This window comes from Psychromonas sp. CNPT3 (assembly GCF_000153405.2).
In the GTDB taxonomy this organism is placed as follows: domain Bacteria; phylum Pseudomonadota; class Gammaproteobacteria; order Enterobacterales; family Psychromonadaceae; genus Psychromonas.
Genome location: NC_020802.1, coordinates 1,103,962 through 1,120,105, shown reverse-complemented (window position 1 = coordinate 1,120,105; position 16,144 = coordinate 1,103,962). Strand labels below are relative to the sequence as shown.

The window sequence follows — 16,144 nt, the reverse complement described above, 5'->3', positions numbered from 1 at the left end:
CATAAAATACACTGTTTTTTAATAATGTTAAGTCGACTTTATCAAGAGGATATCGCATGAATAAAAAGGAAAACGTCTTCCGTTTAAAAGAGAACTGTATGCCAGCACGCACATACTTTTCCTCTTCTCAGTCACCAAAAATAGCCAAACAAAGCTTATCGCGTGCTGCGCTCAGAGAAGATGACAACTTTTTAAATAAATAACATCTTTAGTTATACCAAAGGAATTAATTAAGTTTTCATGTATTGCGTAGGAAAAATTAACACTAGCAAGGCGGGAGTTGTAGGAGATAGTTGTTCTCACTTCAAAACTCACAACGCAGGTAGGGATAATTTCAACAAGCAAGACGGGTAACCTTTTTAGTTCCTTTGGTATTAGATCAACTTAATAAGGATTTTTCCTCTACGCCAAAATCCGTCCTTAATAAATTTTCAAAGGGGTATCTAATGTCTCAAATCAAAAGAAAAAGTACGATTGGAAAATTTGCATTGCTGTCTATGACCTTTGCGGCTGTGTTCAGTTTTAATAATATCGTGATGAATAACATTCAAATTGGCTTATCTTCTGCGCCCATGTTTTTTATTGCAACTATCTTTTATTTTATTCCTTTTTGTTTGATTGTTGCCGAATTTGTCTCTCTCAATAAGACATCTGAAGCCGGCGTTTATGCATGGGTAAAAAGTTCATTAGGTGGACGCTGGGCATTTATGACCGCCTACACTTATTGGTTTGTTAACTTATTCTTTTTTACCTCCCTTTTACCCAAAGTTATCGCTTATGCCTCTTATGCTTTTCTTGGTTATGAGTACATGTTTACCCCTTTCACCACGGCGGTTTTTAGTACAGTACTCTTTGCGATAGCAACTTATGTCTCTACAAATGGCGCCAAATTATTGGGCCCTATCATTACCGTTACCTCATCATTGATGTTACTCCTGACTTTATCTTATATTCTTCTTGCAGGGGGCGCTTTATTGGGAGGTATTCAACCAGCCGATCCTATCTCGATTGAAGCAATGACCCCAACGTTTAATTGGGCCTTTTTAGGGATCATCACCTGGATATTTATGGCTGCAGGTGGCGCTGAATCGGTTGCGGTATATGTAAATGACATAAAGGGGGGGCATAAGTCTTTCGTTAAAGTGATTATCGTAGCCGGTATTTTTATTGGTGTGCTTTATTCCGTGGGCTCTATTGTCGCTAATGTCTTTGTTTCTCGTGATGAGTTACATTTCACGGGAGGATCTGTGCAAGTATTTGAAGGCCTGGCCAGACATTTTGGGTGGTCTGAAATACTCATGAATCGTTTTGTCGGCATTGTATCTTTCACCGCCATGCTTGGGTCTCTTTTGATGTGGACAGCCACGCCAGTTAAGATATTTTTTGCTGAAATACCAAAAGGTATCTTTGGTGAAAAAACCGTTAAATTAAATAAGCATGGCGTACCCGCACGTGCAGCATGGATCCAATTCTTAATTGTTATTCCACTTATGTTTATTCCAAGCTTAGCCTCTGACACAGTGCAAGAGCTTATGAGTACCATTATTAATATGACGGCGGCGGCCTCAATGTTACCGCCTTTATTTATTATGATTGCATACTTAAATTTACGCGTGAAATTAGATCATCTACCTCGTGAGTTTAGAATGGGATCACGCAGAGTTGGCATCAGCACAGTTTCTATTTTGATCGTTATTTTTACGATTGGTTTCTTCGCATCGACCTTCCCTACTGGCGCAGATATTCTCACTATTATTTTTTATAATGTAGGTGGTATTGTTATTTTCCTTGGCTACGCATGGTGGAAATACAATCAATATGAAAAATCACAAAAGGGAGATGAAAGCGTGGACTTGGTGGAGGATCTTCAAGTTTGAGAAGGGAGAAGCCTTGTTAGAAAAACAGGAGAGTGAGCAATAAGCTCTGAGAACCCGAACTAAAAGTCATTTTCCTTTATACATAAAAAAAGGCACTTAATTTAAGTGCCTTTTTCTTTCAGATCAGCGCTTGAGTTCATGGGTATAAATCAAAACCCTCTTACCCGTTAAGCATATTGAAACCAATATGCTTAACATTCAATCAGAACCAAGGTTTTTTACCTACAACATATGTTTCTTCAAATTCTTCGTCTGATTTCACTAAATAAAGAATAAATTCAATAAATGCAATCACGCCGATAACCATTGAAGGTAAACCTAAGAGGATAAAACCAAACAAAAACGTAAGTAACATGATCACACCTTGTTTGGTGTAACCTAAATAAAACTTATGTGCGCCGAATACGCCTAGGAAAAACGCAAACAATGCAGCGCCAATTTTTTTAGATGAACCAGAATTAGTGACTGTATCAGCATAAATAGCTTCTGCGTCATCACCTTTAATCGAAAAATCAACTTTATTACCGGCCTTAGGTAATGCGTTACCTTTCCATTCAGTCACTTGAAAGTTATATCTATTTCCATCTTCTCCAGAAATAACACCTGAACGACTTTCTTCATTAAACTCAAGGATCTTACCTTTCATATTTACAACTCCATTTGGATAGTTATCTAACATTTACTTGTTATGATGGCTTTATAGCATAAAAAACCATAATAAACATCTAGTTAACTTTTTTAAGTGATGTGTATGTGATACTTTTTATGTTAGAAGTGAGACGGAATACGATATTCCCTATTATATTTATCTTTATTATTATTATTATTATTCTGTTAAAAGTAAACTATAGGCCATGTACCAGATAAGTGAGGAAACAATGACCTTTAAATTTGTTTAGTCATTTAAAAATTTATCAGAGATCCTCATCTGCAATGCCTAAACGTTGCTTTAAGCAAGTTAAACACCAACACAAGGCAAAAATAATAAGGACAAGGCGCCCTTGTAAATGCGCTTACCCTGAATGGATTTTTAAGTTAACAATACAGATTTTTTATTATAGGCCTTTGATAACGAGGGAAAGATAGGAAATCTGATTTTACACCTGAGGTAAGGCTTCATTAGCACGCATACTGACGTTCTTATTCATTGTAACATTTGTTTTATTTTCAATGCTTTTTCAAAGTGATCCAATTGATGAGTCATGATCCACCACTGTGCAACTTCCATTAAAAGCGCCGGATCATCATTTTTATTGGCAAAAAAAGCATAAAAAGATAAACCCACATTAGCGCCTTTTTTCTGTATTTTTTCATCACACACTTTAATTATTTTTGCTCGTAAGCTTTCTCTCATTTAATGCGCTCTTTTTTATTATTTAAGGTAACTTTTAAACCATATCGCAGTAAAGCACTGTGTGTACTCATTATTTAAGTTTAACGTCCACCAGCACCCTATTTTTACTTTTAAATATCAGGGTTAAAGGATCATATCTTCTCATTTATTAATAATGACATCTGTTTTGTCTTACTTAGCACTTTTATAAGGTGGTATTCATATAGGCTAGCATCTGCTGGCACCGTATATTGAGTAAACACGGTAATACGTTTTATTTTAAGCTGATAGTTGTAGCCTTCTTCAAAATTAAAGCCTTGAATTTTTGAATAAAATAATAAATCATCCACGACTAAACACTGCATAGGCCCAACACCAAAACACGCCACTTTATGCGCGCCAACATCCACTGTCATTAACTTTTCTGATGTACTGGTATCATTATAAGTATCGGTATCGGTGTTACTAGCACTATAATTTGCACAACCCGATAATAAGCACAGTAGTAAAATCCACCTATTTTTTTGCATATTTATGACTCTTTTTATATTAAAAATACTATTCTAGACGCCCTAAAGTTAAACCGAGCAACTATAAATCTGTCAGCATCACTGGCTTTAGCCTTATTAACACTGACAGTTTATCATAACGCTTTATTTACAATCTAAAGGTGCTTTTCCAGTTTCTGTGAGTAACTTATCTAAATAAATCAATCCATCATAGTTATCTTCAAAGCCAATCATTTCGCGATCTTCATATGAGCCTAAAAATTTAATGTAAACTGGCTGATAAGGCGATTTTTTTGTTCTAGCAAGGCTTAAAGAGGCTTGCTCTATATTTTGCATATCGAGTCCATTTAACCAATATAATTTAGAATCATTACAGTTTTGAAATACTGAAACTTCATGTCCATATGTAAAAAAACCTTCAAATTCAATGTTTTTAGAATTCGAGCAACCTGCCACAAAAAAACTAAAGAGCAAAGCCGTTATTAATGTTTTCATTTTATCTCCTAATATACCTTGTTATCTCTACTGTAAAACAACTTAAAAATATAATTTTCTTATACCATCATTAGTATCATACTCTGTAGCAATGAGCTTTCCTTTGCATGTAAGTAGACACTAACCTTGGTGCAATAATATAACAACTTCGAGCATTATACCTGTATCTATTGCCCGTTATTCAATGATTTATAAATGATCCTTCTCTTTTTAATAACATCCTCCCTTTTTCTATAAAGTATTTATCAAACAAAGGGATACATGAATTATCTAAAATGCGAGAGGGTTAATAGCAGACTTTATTTTTATGCTACCTAAAACAAACCGATAGCTTTTTATATTCACCGGTAAACAGTTCCCCTCCTCTTTAAAGCAGCAATCATTATGAATGCTGTCTAATAATAGAGGTGATCGTTCGGTAACTTAACGTGAAATCATCCATTAGTGGCGACGCATGGTGCAAAAGTAAGAACTCTCTAAAATCACCCAATCCCATATTATGAGCGCCAAAAGATGATAAGAAAACATTGGTTTTTTCAACAATAACAGGCGCATTTTCATAACCATATCGATTAAACTGATCCGCGGTGATATCTATTTTTAAGCCATCAAGCTCTAGCCAAACATGACTGTTTAACTCATGGTGATCTCCGCCCTCAATCCCACGAATGATATAAGCGCCAGGAAAAGAGTTATTCGCTAAATAAGCAGCTAACAGGAGGGATGTATGATCACAACACGCATAAGGAAAATAATTTACCGATAAGCATGTCCCCTTAAAACAGGAGGGATCTGTTAATTCCAGAGCACTTCTAAAGTGCATTAATAGGCTTTTTAATTTCATGAGCTATTACTCTCAAATCCATCTCTTATTGACCCCAGTAATGAGTGCTGGTATGCAATAATCCATATTATGAAGAAGAAGTTCGTCGTCAAAAATCTAATCTAACGATATATTAACCTTAGCATAGCCATTCAAAATGCGATGCAAATCACTAAAATTTAAAGACCAGATTCGTTGAGATCCTGAAATAAAAAAGTATTTACTAACGGAGACGCGCCCTGTTTATAAGATTTTAGATAAGTGCATGACCTATAATGACATGACAAAAAAAGAATTTTTTGCTGCAGAGAGGAGCTGGAGTGCTAAAAGAGAAAAATAAGGCATGTTTATGCCGATAGAAGTAAACTACATTTTTTCTATGCGCTCCTGTGCACATTCATAAGATCCCATCTCAAATTCTCGGCAGATCCAAGGTCGATATTCATAAATAGAGCAACGTAGCGTGTTCCTATCTAACGCCGAGCACCAGCCGTCGTCTAAACGCAACATAGACTCACTGCCATTTTCATCGACATAAATATGCCGATGAGGCACACCGGTATCAGTCAATATCATGACTTCGGAGCTACAGCAACATGCCTGACAATTAGAGCATAGAATTTCGTCAACGAGTAAGTTTTTTACATTAATGATCATATACAACAACAATAGAAAATTCAAAAGGCGATAGGATACTCTACATCGTTAACATTCTCGAGTGCATTCAGCCTGAAACCGAAATTAAACAAGGCGAACACTTATCCACTTTCTGTTAGAAACAGAGCTTCGCATAAAATATCCGCAGTTAATGGCCTATTTTATGCGTCATTGCCGTTAAACGTGTTTAGGCCCAAACATAATAATGGCCATTCCAATTAAGGCCATTAAGCCACCAGCAAGATCCCACCAAGTTGGTTTAACACCATCAACGCCCCACAACCAGAGTATGGAAACAAAAATATAGACGCCACCATATGCTGCATAAACACGCCCCGTCGCAGTAGGATGAAGCGAAAGTAACCAAGCAAAGAGAGATAAACTGATGGCGGCAGGAATAAGGAGCAATATACTCTTATCTTGCTTTAACCAAAGATACGACAAATAACACCCCACTATTTCAGCAATAGCGGTGATCGCAAAAAGAGCGATGGTTTTTAATTCAAACATGAGACTCCTCATCTCTATTATTATTATTAACAATGACACCGTTAATAATAAAAGCTGATCTTGTGTATTTTTAAAAGAATAACTCATAACGTATGCTTAACAAATCAGAAGATTCAAAGCTGACACTGCGCCATGAGGGTAATATCTTGGTACTTATTTTTAAACAATCTAGCCTGTTTTTTTACCCCTTCGATTTTAAATCCGTATTTTTTATATAAATTAATGGCGATTTCATTATCCGAAAAGACTTCTAGTTCGAGGCGTTTTAAGTTTTGCTTCCAAGCATGCGCGATGCTTTTCTCTAACAAAGCAGATCCCACACCTTGTCCTCTAAAATCTAAGGTAACACCCATGCCAAGATGTCCGACATGGTGCATCGTTTCTCGTGTTAAGGGAATAATATCCGCCCAACCTATAATCTGCTCATTGAGCACTGCCACATATTGAGAATGATTGTTTGCAATATTTTCCCGTACAAAACGTTGCATTTTTTCATAAGCTGGCGCTTGATGTGTTAGTAAATATATCCCTTCGTTTGCAACGCGACATAACGCATCGTAAAAACCGCGAATATCTTTATCTTCAATCTGCCTAATTTTAATATTCATTGCACCTCCTTTGCATTTATTACATACGTATAAAATGGCCGTAATAAAGTTTTTCGCCCACCAGCGACTCTAACTCTTTACTACTGGGAAAAGATGACCATTTTTTAGCGATCAATGCCACCGCCTCTTGATTCACCCAAGTAAGATGCCAGCATAACTCTTCTTCTTGATCTGTTTTTTGTAAAATTTCATGAGCGATAACCACTTTCTCCGAGGCATTTATTTCTTGAATAATCAATAAACTCAAGGCGATAACTCTTGGGATGTTTTTTTTAGAGACTTTAAAAATAGCGAACTCTGAACAATGACTCATAGGATCCCTTTGATTCTTTCGCCTGTAATTAAAGGCGTATTAATATACAACTAATAAGAACTGATCTTGCGTAGTAGCATCAATACTTGATGCAGAGCGTTTGCCCCTGTTGCCGTTTGTAGCCAAAATAAAACCCCTACATTCAAAACGACAGTGATGCCATATACTCGCTTGAAAGCTTGCTTACTTGATTTATGATGCAATTTCTTTTGCGCAGCAAAGGCCCCTGGCCAACCACCAAGTAAAGAAAATAAATGTAATGTATTTTCTTGTGTTCGCCAACGTCCCTTTTGTGCAGCTGATTTATCAAAGGCATAAGCAATGAAAGTTAGCAAACTCATAAAAACAGAGAGGCCTAATATGATAAAGGGTAATTTTCCGATGAGCACCGATAAAAACAGCCCAAGATAAAACATAAGGGTAAATACAGTACCGACAGAGCTTGTTTTGTTACGTGTATTAACCGCGTCATTTAAAAACTTGACCTGTTTGGCTTGATAGCGTTGGTCATTTCCCTGTACGAGTTCATAGGTAATAACATCACCATTAACGGGGCGACGCGCATTTACTTGAAAAGATTTTATATGTACGAAAGCGCTTACACCGCCCGCATTTGAAACCACAAATCCAAAGCCTTTATCATCATTCCAGTTTAAAATTTTACCTTGCGATCTCATTTATTCCTCTCTTTTTAGATCCAACCATTACCTATTACGCCATCCCCAAGTTATCAAACTTATTATTGTCTTTGATGAATTGTCGGGGTGTGCTTACCCCCTCAGTTTCTGCTCATTTAATGTTTTATATGACGCGTCCGAGCTTATGCCCTACAAATTAATATATTAAACAATATCATAAACTTAAGGGCAAAACACTTATCTTAACACGCAAAAACATCTGCCTAAAGCTACGTATTTCTCTTTTAGTGCGCAGTTAAGATCCCGCTTTAAGCTAATCGTTTTTTTAGCTTCTCTTTCCATTCTGGCGCCAGTTCTTTTAACGCTAAGGCTTTTGTAAATATATGTTTTGAGTCTACAAACTTACTATCAAAGTACGCCTGAAAAAGCGTTTTAATGGAGATCCCGTGTGTCGATTTTTTTTCAATTACGACGCTATCACCGGTTTTTGCAACCCCCGCCTCTAACACTCTAAAATAAACACCCGTACAGTAGTTTTGCGTAAAAAGTTTCAGTATGTTTTTATTATCAAGTGCAATAGCCAGTTTGAAACACGGCACTCTTGGCTGGCTAACTTCGAGCAACGCAGTTCCTATGCGCAACTGGTCGCCAATGTTTAGATGCGCTTCTGATAAATTTGATATGGTAAAATTCTCACCAAATATACCACTCGATAAATTATCAATACCTAGCACTTTTTGCCAATAAGCATAATGAGAAGAGCAAAATGCGTACACAGCCTTATGCTCACCACCGTGATGAATAAGATCGGCCTGCTCATCACCTTTTATGTTCAATTGACCAATAACCACTTCCTCAGACGTTGGCTCTTTAAAGATGCCGGTTCGTATTTCTTTGCCATTGTGAATAATGGTTTTTACTTTTGAAATATTTGTAGATATTATTTTCATGAAGATCCCAACAGATAAAGACAGTGACAGACAACAATCATGACACATAAAAGAATGGCGTTTTAATCTTTAATAACAGAGTGGGTTGTATTTAGTTGGTTATTAAAAAAGGCAGAGATCTCTTTTTTCAAGTCATCATGAAAAGCGTTGCGATCAAAGCCTTCAGGATCTTGTGATGCTGCAAAGTTTTTATTGACCATCCCCGCAGGAAAAGGCGAAATAAATGAGAAATGCCCTGCATTTTTGATGACTTTTAAATCAACAAGCGCGCTGTTACTAACCTTTTGTTTTATTAAATCCGCTTGCCAAAAGGGCGTGATCACATCGTGCTCAGCTGAAAAAATTAACATGGGTAGATTGACATTAACAAAGGAATTTGGATGCTGATACCATGCGCTAGCCGGTGCCAATAACACCAATGCCCGGATCCGTTTATCATTAGAAACGTCGATTTTTAATCGATGTTGAGACCAAGGGGTCGCCCCAGCAAGAGCAAGTGCGGTGCAGCCTCCCATCGAATGACCAATCATAAAAATTTTACGAGGGTTTATAACGTCCATCCACTGTTCATCGCTAAGCAACGTATCAATAACATAGCGGATATGCCTTGTACGTAACGTTAGATTTTTATCCTGCTCCGCAAGTGAATTGTCATCTCGATTATTAGCGTGATGTTTGAGCATAGCGACAATATAGCCATTTTTCACTAAATGCAGTGCTATTAAGCGATAAAGTAAGTGCGATCCCCCACTACCATGCGAGATGATAACTAAGGGGAATTCTCCTTTTGCTATGCGCCCATCAGCGCATACATTGATGCAATAAGGCCCAACATCTACGCTCTGAGGCTTGTCTATACAGGGATATAACAACCACGTATCAAAACTGATATGCTCAATGTTATCGGTGATTTGGACCGTTTTACTACCAACCCAATCACTTGAATTAGATTTTTTTTGTTCAACAACCATCTCGTTATGATCCTGTCTATGCTTTATCGCATTAAAAGCCCATTATATCGTCAAATATACCCTTATTTCTGCTCACTATTATACTTAACTATTAATGTGCCAGCGTAGCGAGCACTGCCGCAAGTTACAACTAAAAAGACAGAAACACACCAAAGTAATGTCTGAGTCGAGGTCCAAGCTAAAAGAAGCCTCATCTGAGGCATTTTTTATATCAATAAAATGCGCTTATAATTCAGTGCAAAATTCAAGTCTGTCACCTGAGGTCCCATCCTCGACATGCTCAAAAAGAGAAGCCTCAGATCCGTGAGCAGAGCCTTTTGTCCACCATTCCAAGTTACCACCCACATAACGTGCGCCACTCGCAGAAACTGCGATTTCCAAGTGATAGCGACGTCCTTTATATTGTATGTTAGCCGAATCAAAAGAGGGGTAACTTGCCATAATAGATGCACCACTTTCACATCGATAATGAGATATTGTAAGCGCTAATGCTGGCGGCGTAGCCGATTGCTTTATATCCGCATCATCCTTAGGGGTGCTGACACAAGCAGAAACGAGAAAGATTGAAGCTAACGTCAAGAATTTATAAATTTTCATATTAGTATCCCATTGATTGATATGCCATTTACGGCCACCATAAGTGAGCATCGGTTTGGCAATGTTTTACGCCTTTTTCTCAAAAAAAACAATTAAAAGACGCTATCGCCTCGTTAAATGACTTAGATTTCACTCTTTTTTGTTAATGCCCCCTCCCCTTTCTTGCTCTAAATACAGGATCTCTTTCAATGCATTAATCAAATCCTTTTCGTAATTTCCAATTTTCACTGAAGTGCTCCGAGTAAAATCAATTCGACAGAGATATTTTTAAAGTGTTAGCTCTCTTTGTTAATTAACCATTTTATTTATAGTCTAAACGCTTGCGGAATTTGTAAAAACCATAAGTCTCAACTCTCAATCCTATGATAAAGTTAAGCGATACGATCTACCGATGAGACGTCCCTTATGGCGCATCAAATTAAAGCACTTGTTATAAATTCAGGAGTACACATGGAAATAGTAGAGGCACAAATAACGGACTTAGAGCTCTTCTTTGAGTATTTAGAGGTACAACTTTTAGATAATGCGGCCGACGACACTCCCATTTTTCAGCCTATTTCCAAACAGCATAGCCAAGTATCAGAACGACTTCGCGGTAAGTTTAGAGATGGTTTTAAATATAAAGTGGGTAAAACAGGTTGGCGAAAACTTTGGTTGCTAAAAGACGCTCAAGGCCATATTTTGGGTCACATCGATTTGCGCCATTCAAACAATTCCCATCACGTATTGTTAGGTATAGGTGTGGATAGCAGCGTAAGAAAACAAGGCTTCGGCGTAAAACTAATCGAATTAATCATCACCTTTTGTAAGGAGACTAACAGTATTGATTGGCTTGATTTAAATGTCCTTGCAAACAACCTCCCAGCTAAGAACTTATATTTGAAATGTGGCTTCAAAATCATTGCTGAAATGGCAGATTGTTATCGCATTGATGGTAAATCAGTTTCAGAACTTACGATGACGCTGTGCATAAAAAATGAAGTGGCATTGGCATCTGATCTTTAATTTTTAATATCACGCTGCGTTAAAAATATTACGCCATTGAAACGTTAGCAATCATCTATTATGAGTATCATTCTGTAATGTTTATTCTTTATGAAAAACATTCAAATATACCGATAAATCATCAATGAATGCCATGCCTATCTCTAAAAAGCCCCAACAATGTCAAAAAGCGCGCTAATTTATCGCTCACTTTTTGACGTTTAATAATAGCGATTTTAAAGTGTTGCGACCAAAAATCGTATTAATATCATATTAACTACAGTGCGTTCAATATATCTAGAGGGATTGTTTTTACTGCATACATTTTATGATAAGCACCGATAAGAGAAGATGAGGTGTAGCGGATCTGCAAATCTTGACCTTCTTTTCTTAAGCGCGCTAGCGTGTCCTCAGTGATCAACATATTAATGCGTTCATCTGCCAAGGGTTTTTCAAGAAGTGCCTGTTTTTGCAAGTTTTTACCCAGTATTGCATGTTGATAACGCGGTGTTATTTCTAAAATATACTTGATCTCATTTTCCCATAAATCAAGGTGCGTTAAATTAAATGATATTTGAATGTCATTACCTTGTTTTTCATATTTAACCCGCTCAAATAGCGGGGTAAAATAGTGGGGATTTACAGTTGTTGCGCCTTCTGTCTGCAGACTAAAGACAGATTTATACCATAAGTGATCTGACGGCCATTGACGTTTTGTATAATGCGAGTTACCACCCTCATCAATGTAAGCACCATCATGTACATCTTCTAATTGACTATAATCAACACCATCAACCGATTTAAAAAACTCTTTACTATAAGGCCCTACCACAGCAACATGAGATAATGTGACACCTGCTACTTGTGCGTTATAATAAATAAAATCGATACGATCTCTATCATCAAGCGCGCGGCCACATTCAAGGATATAACTCCGCGCATCCGTATAACTGTCTTCATTATTATACGGCCAAGTGATACCTGGATGAGAGACGGGATCGCCATAAATTTCTCGATAACTATCAGTGAGCCCTGCATTTAATAAGCGTTTATGCGTTTCGTAATCATAAATAACACCTTTATGATCAAACATATCTGTCGTCTCGGCAGTCCAATCAACCCCCGACGATTCATTAAAATCACCCCCAATAATAACCAGGGTATCAGAATCAATGAAAGGTTTAACATTCTCAATCACACGGGAAATTTGAGCCGGTCGCTCTGATGCCATCTCTTTACGATCAAGTTCATCCGTATCGGTAATAGCAAGGCAATTTTTTCGCGCTTTCCAAGTCATGCCGTTTCCACCACGCGCTTCATAATTAACATAATGCGTATAATCTAAATGATTCGCCCAAACTATGACATCTCGACCATCTACACTCAGTTTTACCCCTACATTTTCTCGGTTACCTCGACTCAGATCGTCTCGGCTAATACTTTTGTTTTCATTATCAAAGACTTCAGTAATAGGATACTTAGAAAGGATAGCCGTATCGGGTATAAAATCAGAGCCTTGCCATAAGTACATATTCAAATCTTCAGCTAAACGCGCACTTGTTCCTCCAGACTCTTGAAGTAAAATGACATCAGCTTTTGAATTTTTCATTTCATCAACAGCAAGTAGGTAGGCGATTTTCCCATCTGGATTTTCAACTGCATCCTTAGCGTCATGGCTTAATTCATTCCAAACATTTGCAGTGAGTACCGTGAATGTTTTGTGTTCCAGAGTTGGCGGTTCATCTTTGTGGGAGCCATTAGTCTCGCTTGAACTATCACAGCCCGTCATTAATAGAGAGATAATTATCGTTGCTACAAGTGTCTTTTTCACAGTTAATTCTCATTATTTTAAAATAAAACAAAATAATAAAGACTGCATATTTCAATATGATGACAGCGTACTTTAAGTGCGTCACGAAATTAATTAAATGTGCAATATAATAAAATAAGCCATTGTTGATATGAAACTAAATTTATGGATTTTCATTGTAACAACACAACAATGATCCCAATATTATAGATACTGGGATCATTTCTGTTACAGTGCTATCAAAGTGGAAAGAGGGATAGTTTTTACTGCATAAATTTTATGATAACCATCCACATTTTCAGATACCGTGTAACGGATCTGCAAATCTGCTTTATCTTTTATTAAACGATTTAACGAATCCTCATTAAGCATTATATTCACCACATCTTCAGCCAATGGTTTTTCTCTCAAGGGCTGAGTTTGTAAGTTATTATCAAATGTTGCATGTTGATAACGAGGCGTGAGCTCAAAAATATAATTCATTTCGTTATTCCATAAATCAAGATGCGTGAGATTAAAGGATATTTTAATATCATGATCTTGTTTTTCATAAGTCACATGCTCAAATTGAGGGGTAAAATATTGTATCTTCGTTGTCGATATCGCTTGTGTTTGTAGCGAGAACACGCTTTTATACCATAAGTGATCAGACGGCCATTGGCGTTTACTGTAATGTGATTTTCCATCCTCATCAATGTTAAGCCCCTCATGTATATCTTGTAATTGACTATAATCATTATCATCAACAGGCTTAAAAAATTCCTTACTATAAGGGCCGACTACGGTGCTCGCAGATAACTTAACACCTGTTGCTTGCGCATTATAATAAATAAAATCAATACGATCTCGATCATCAAGATAGCGCCCACATTGACGGAGATAACTCTTTGTATCCATCCAACTATCTTCATTGTTATAGGGCCAAGTAATACCAGGATGGGTCACTGGATCAGGATAAATTTCTCGATAAGTATCCGTTAACCCTGCATTTAATAAACGTTTATTGCTTTCATAATTAAAGCTCACCCCTTTATGATCAAACATACTTTCAGTCGCATCCGTCCAATCAAGCCCTGAGGGCTCATTAAAATCGCCGCCCACAATAATAAGCGTGTCTGAATGGATCAACGGTTTGACATTATCAATCACATACTGAATTTGTGCCGGACGTTTCGATGCCATGTTTTTACGATATAGCTCATCAGTATCGGTCACTTGTACGCAGCCAAATCGAGCACTCCAAGTCACCCCATCTCCCCCACGCGCATCATAATTAATATAGTGCGTATAATCTAAATGATTAGACCAAACAACAACATCACGCCCGTTGACATCAAGTTTAACCCCTACATTTGCGCGACGTGCAGTGTCAGACTCATCTTTACTGTTCAGACTTGATGTATTGTCAAATACCTCCATGATAGGGTATTTAGAGAGAATAGCGGTGTCGGCTATTACATCAGAGCCTTGCCATAAATACATATTTAAATCTTCAGCTAAACGCGCACTTGTTCCACCCGATTCTTGAAGTAATATTATATCGGCCTTTGCATTTTTCATTTCATCAACAGCAAGTAGATAGGCGATTTTGCCTTCAGGATTTTCGATTGCATCGTTATAGTCATGGCTTAATTCATTCCAAACATTTGCCGTAAGCACGGTTAACTCCGTGGTTTTAATCGTTGGCGTTGGCATTGGCTCGGTGTCGTTTGAGCTATCACAACCAGTTGTTAATAAGGAGATAATAATAGTAGCAAGCAGTGTTTTTTTCATTATTAATACTCTTCAGTTAAAAAACATTATGATAAAGAATATATATTTCACCAATATGACAGCGTATTTTAAATGAGTGGGATTAAGGCGACATTGTGCCGTGGCCGTTATTTTTTTGTATTAAATAATAAGATATGAAGATAACGTGTAACCATTTTTTTGCTACTTTCACACAAATAATGATAAATAATACATTATCATTATTTGTGCATAGGTTAGATGGGGTTTTTCATTATTTATTTTGATGCCTTGATGATTATAAAGAGTTTCTATCACATTTTAGAGGCAAAAAAAGCCATAATTTCAGCCGTTGTTATCTCTTTTGTTTCATTTGAAAAACAATAATAACTAGGGCGAACATCACTAAAATATTGTATATCCATTTTTAAGCCTTTCAAGCTTGAAAAAAGACCGACAGGCATATTATATTCACCGCTTTCTTTGAGCTTATAAAATAAATGCGTTCCGCATTCGATGCAAAAACCCCGAGATGCCCAAGATGACGATTCATACATTTTGACCTTGTCTATGCCTTCAATTTTGACTTTTGTGCCACATTTAACCGCAAAAAAGGGGGCGCCTCCCCAAGTTCGACACGATTGACAATGACAAACGGTAAACATGGGATCAATTTCCTCAGCGGTAATTTTTACCGCGCCACAAAGACATTTAGCTTCAGATTTAATCATTTAGATAATTCCCTTATTAGGACGGACAATAACGTTTTATTTGATTATATGCAGCGCTTCTAAATTCACGATCCATATATAGCGCCCATATTATCGCGAGTTATAGCAGTGGAATGAATTTCGTCATCCTGTTTTACGCAGGGAGGGATAACTTCAACAAATAATACGGATCACTTTTTAAGTTTTTTAGTATGAGTAATGTCTCTCAATATATCACCCTCTACAAGATGAATATTAGTGGTGTAATAAGCTAAGCTGTATTCGATACTCAGCGAAAAATACACGCTTTGTTTAAGATGATTTTTAATTGCCAGCTCAAGTTCATGGCTTAATTGATGCGTGAATTTTTCATCTCTGTGTGGCTTCGTTAATAACGAGACAATGACTAGGATATGGGAGTATTTATACTCTGCGCAAGGGTAAGCTCTTGACTTACATTCTCCCGCACTGGGATCTTTTTTATTAATGATATCTTCGATGAGATCGAAGATATCATTCGTATTTATCTCCACGTTATCTGAATATTTAATTTCTACATGTGGCATCTGACAACCTAACATAGACGTATATATTATCGGGATAAATTAAGTTCATTATTTCCCTTTAT

General features: G+C 37.0%; 20 protein-coding genes. 3 read left to right on the top strand and 17 right to left on the bottom strand.

Annotated features, from left to right (window positions below; translation table 11 throughout):
• The first annotated feature begins 56 nt into the window (after positions 1–56).
• Together PCNPT3_RS14130 and PCNPT3_RS05020 are read left to right on the top strand one after the other, a co-directional pair.
• Positions 57–203, top strand: a complete 147-nt coding sequence (locus PCNPT3_RS14130; RefSeq protein WP_015464783.1) for a hypothetical protein — start codon at positions 57–59, stop codon at positions 201–203.
• Between the two features lie 243 nt (positions 204–446).
• Positions 447–1,877: an amino acid permease gene (locus PCNPT3_RS05020; RefSeq protein ID WP_015464782.1), complete on the top strand. Its 1,431-nt coding sequence runs from the start codon at positions 447–449 to the stop codon at positions 1,875–1,877.
• A gap of 202 nt (positions 1,878–2,079) precedes the next feature.
• On the opposite strand, the gene PCNPT3_RS05015 is transcribed toward PCNPT3_RS05020, so the two are convergent.
• The 13 genes from PCNPT3_RS05015 to PCNPT3_RS04960 form a co-directional block, all read right to left on the bottom strand.
• A complete protein-coding gene (locus tag PCNPT3_RS05015) occupies positions 2,080–2,523 on the bottom strand; it encodes a TM2 domain-containing protein (protein WP_015464781.1) in 444 nt (147 codons plus the stop codon).
• A 498-nt stretch (positions 2,524–3,021) separates the two neighbouring features.
• Positions 3,022–3,231, bottom strand: coding sequence for a DUF6500 family protein (locus PCNPT3_RS05010; RefSeq protein ID WP_015464780.1), 210 nt, complete (start codon positions 3,229–3,231; stop codon positions 3,022–3,024).
• 131 nt (positions 3,232–3,362) lie between these two features.
• Entirely contained in the window at positions 3,363–3,740 is a 378-nt protein-coding gene (locus tag PCNPT3_RS05005) for a DUF4377 domain-containing protein (RefSeq protein WP_015464779.1), read from the bottom strand.
• Positions 3,741–3,863: 123 nt separating this feature from the next.
• Positions 3,864–4,214 carry a hypothetical protein gene (locus PCNPT3_RS05000; RefSeq protein ID WP_015464778.1) on the bottom strand — a complete coding sequence of 117 codons (351 nt, stop codon included), beginning with the start codon at positions 4,212–4,214 and terminating at the stop codon, positions 3,864–3,866.
• Between the two features lie 382 nt (positions 4,215–4,596).
• A complete protein-coding gene (locus tag PCNPT3_RS04995) occupies positions 4,597–5,058 on the bottom strand; it encodes a hypothetical protein (protein ID WP_015464777.1) in 462 nt (153 codons plus the stop codon).
• Positions 5,059–5,403: 345 nt separating this feature from the next.
• On the bottom strand, positions 5,404–5,694 hold the full coding sequence (locus tag PCNPT3_RS13785; RefSeq protein ID WP_083900320.1) for a YkgJ family cysteine cluster protein: 291 nt from the start codon (positions 5,692–5,694) through the stop codon (positions 5,404–5,406).
• Positions 5,695–5,871: 177 nt separating this feature from the next.
• Positions 5,872–6,204 (bottom strand): YnfA family protein, encoded by a 333-nt coding sequence (locus PCNPT3_RS04990; RefSeq protein WP_015464775.1) that lies wholly within the window; start codon positions 6,202–6,204, stop codon positions 5,872–5,874.
• 113 nt (positions 6,205–6,317) lie between these two features.
• Positions 6,318–6,812: a GNAT family N-acetyltransferase gene (locus PCNPT3_RS04985; RefSeq protein WP_015464774.1), complete on the bottom strand. Its 495-nt coding sequence runs from the start codon at positions 6,810–6,812 to the stop codon at positions 6,318–6,320.
• A 19-nt stretch (positions 6,813–6,831) separates the two neighbouring features.
• Complete coding sequence (locus PCNPT3_RS04980) at positions 6,832–7,125, bottom strand: hypothetical protein (RefSeq protein WP_015464773.1); 294 nt, start codon at positions 7,123–7,125, stop codon at positions 6,832–6,834.
• Positions 7,126–7,175: 50 nt separating this feature from the next.
• On the bottom strand, positions 7,176–7,802 hold the full coding sequence (locus PCNPT3_RS04975; protein ID WP_015464772.1) for a DUF1294 domain-containing protein: 627 nt from the start codon (positions 7,800–7,802) through the stop codon (positions 7,176–7,178).
• Between the two features lie 269 nt (positions 7,803–8,071).
• Positions 8,072–8,713, bottom strand: coding sequence for an MOSC domain-containing protein (locus PCNPT3_RS04970; protein WP_015464771.1), 642 nt, complete (start codon positions 8,711–8,713; stop codon positions 8,072–8,074).
• Between the two features lie 62 nt (positions 8,714–8,775).
• A complete protein-coding gene (locus PCNPT3_RS04965; protein ID WP_015464770.1) occupies positions 8,776–9,684 on the bottom strand; it encodes an alpha/beta hydrolase family protein in 909 nt (302 codons plus the stop codon).
• Positions 9,685–9,909: 225 nt separating this feature from the next.
• Positions 9,910–10,281, bottom strand: a complete 372-nt coding sequence (locus PCNPT3_RS04960; RefSeq protein WP_041771417.1) for an MliC family protein — start codon at positions 10,279–10,281, stop codon at positions 9,910–9,912.
• A gap of 450 nt (positions 10,282–10,731) precedes the next feature.
• On the opposite strand from PCNPT3_RS04960, the gene PCNPT3_RS04955 reads away from it, so the two are divergent.
• Complete coding sequence (locus PCNPT3_RS04955) at positions 10,732–11,286, top strand: GNAT family N-acetyltransferase (RefSeq protein ID WP_015464768.1); 555 nt, start codon at positions 10,732–10,734, stop codon at positions 11,284–11,286.
• 256 nt (positions 11,287–11,542) lie between these two features.
• On the opposite strand, the gene PCNPT3_RS13515 is transcribed toward PCNPT3_RS04955, so the two are convergent.
• The 4 genes from PCNPT3_RS13515 to PCNPT3_RS04935 form a co-directional block, all read right to left on the bottom strand.
• Positions 11,543–13,096: an endonuclease/exonuclease/phosphatase family protein gene (locus PCNPT3_RS13515; protein ID WP_015464767.1), complete on the bottom strand. Its 1,554-nt coding sequence runs from the start codon at positions 13,094–13,096 to the stop codon at positions 11,543–11,545.
• Between the two features lie 207 nt (positions 13,097–13,303).
• Complete coding sequence (locus PCNPT3_RS13510; RefSeq protein ID WP_015464766.1) at positions 13,304–14,848, bottom strand: endonuclease/exonuclease/phosphatase family protein; 1,545 nt, start codon at positions 14,846–14,848, stop codon at positions 13,304–13,306.
• A 272-nt stretch (positions 14,849–15,120) separates the two neighbouring features.
• Positions 15,121–15,537: a GFA family protein gene (locus PCNPT3_RS04940; protein ID WP_015464765.1), complete on the bottom strand. Its 417-nt coding sequence runs from the start codon at positions 15,535–15,537 to the stop codon at positions 15,121–15,123.
• A 170-nt stretch (positions 15,538–15,707) separates the two neighbouring features.
• Positions 15,708–16,082, bottom strand: coding sequence for a hypothetical protein (locus PCNPT3_RS04935; protein ID WP_015464764.1), 375 nt, complete (start codon positions 16,080–16,082; stop codon positions 15,708–15,710).
• Positions 16,083–16,144: the final 62 nt, after the last annotated feature.